Raw genomic sequence first — 1,722 nt, forward strand, 5'->3', positions numbered from 1 at the left:
ATGGTTGTATGTATATGAGCGCATACGAAACTCCCGACACCACAATCACAAAAAAAAGGAAACCGCCATGACAGCTTCCCGATTCCGCGACACTGAAATCCGCGCCCCGCGTGGCAACAAGCTGACCGCCAAGAGCTGGCTGACCGAAGCGCCGCTGCGCATGTTGATGAACAACCTCGACCCTCAGGTCGCCGAGAATCCGAAGGAGTTGGTGGTCTACGGCGGTATCGGCCGTGCCGCACGTAACTGGGAGTGCTACGACAAGATCGTCGAGACCCTGACCCGCCTGGAAGACGACGAGACCCTGCTGGTCCAGTCCGGCAAGCCGGTCGGTGTCTTCAAGACCCACGCCAATGCCCCGCGCGTGCTGATCGCCAACTCCAACCTGGTGCCACACTGGGCCAACTGGGAACACTTCAACGAACTGGACGCCAAAGGCTTGGCCATGTACGGCCAGATGACCGCCGGCAGCTGGATCTACATCGGCAGCCAGGGCATCGTCCAAGGCACCTACGAAACCTTCGTCGAGGCCGGACGTCAGCACTACGACGGCAACCTGACCGGCAAATGGGTCCTGACCGCAGGCCTGGGCGGCATGGGCGGCGCCCAGCCACTGGCCGCGACCCTGGCCGGCGCCTGCTCGCTGAACATCGAATGCCAGCAGAGCCGCATCGACTTCCGCCTGCAGACCCGCTACGTGGATGAGCAGGCCAAAGACCTGGACGACGCCCTGGCGCGCATCGCCAAGTACACCGCCGAAGGCAAGGCCATCTCCATCGCCCTGCACGGCAACGCTGCTGAAATCCTGCCTGAACTGGTCAAGCGGGGCGTGCGCCCGGACATGGTCACCGACCAGACCAGCGCCCACGACCCGCTCAACGGCTACCTGCCGGCCGGCTGGACCTGGGAGCAGTACCGCGACCGCGCCCAGACCGACGCCGCTGCGGTGGTCAAGGCCGCCAAGCAGTCCATGGCCGTGCACGTACAAGCCATGCTGGACTTCCAGAAAATGGGCGTGCCGACCTTCGACTACGGCAACAACATCCGCCAGATGGCCAAGGAAGAAGGCGTGGCCAATGCCTTCGACTTCCCAGGCTTCGTGCCGGCTTACATCCGTCCGCTGTTCTGCCGCGGTGTCGGCCCGTTCCGCTGGGCGGCGCTGTCCGGCGACGCCGAGGACATCTACAAGACCGACGCCAAGGTCAAGGAACTGATCCCGGACGACGCCCACCTGCACCGCTGGCTGGACATGGCCCGCGAGCGCATCAGCTTCCAGGGTCTGCCGGCACGTATCTGCTGGGTTGGCCTGGGCCTGCGCGCCAAGCTGGGCCTGGCGTTCAACGAAATGGTCCGCAGCGGCGAGCTGTCGGCACCGATCGTCATCGGCCGCGACCACCTGGACTCCGGCTCGGTCTCCAGCCCGAACCGCGAAACCGAAGCCATGCGTGACGGCTCCGACGCCGTCTCCGACTGGCCACTGCTCAACGCCTTGCTCAACACCGCAGGCGGCGCCACCTGGGTTTCGCTGCACCACGGCGGTGGCGTGGGCATGGGCTTCTCCCAGCACTCGGGCATGGTCATCGTCTGTGACGGTACCGACGAAGCGGCCGCGCGTATCGCTCGCGTGCTGACCAACGACCCAGGGACTGGTGTGATGCGTCACGCCGATGCCGGCTACCAGATCGCCATCGACTGCGCCAAGGAGCAGGGCCTGGACCTGCC

At 65.2% G+C, this 1,722-nt stretch carries 1 protein-coding gene; it reads left to right on the plus strand.

All coding sequences use genetic code 11. The annotated features are described in order from the left end of the window. Positions 1-67: 67 nt before the first annotated feature. On the plus strand, positions 68-1,722 hold a 1,655-nt coding region (gene hutU, locus DQ397_RS16230), incomplete at its 3' end, for a urocanate hydratase (protein ID WP_148921585.1).

The sequence above is a fragment of the Pseudomonas sp. CK-NBRI-02 genome (genome assembly GCF_008124495.1).
Classification (GTDB): domain Bacteria; phylum Pseudomonadota; class Gammaproteobacteria; order Pseudomonadales; family Pseudomonadaceae; genus Aquipseudomonas; species Aquipseudomonas guariconensis.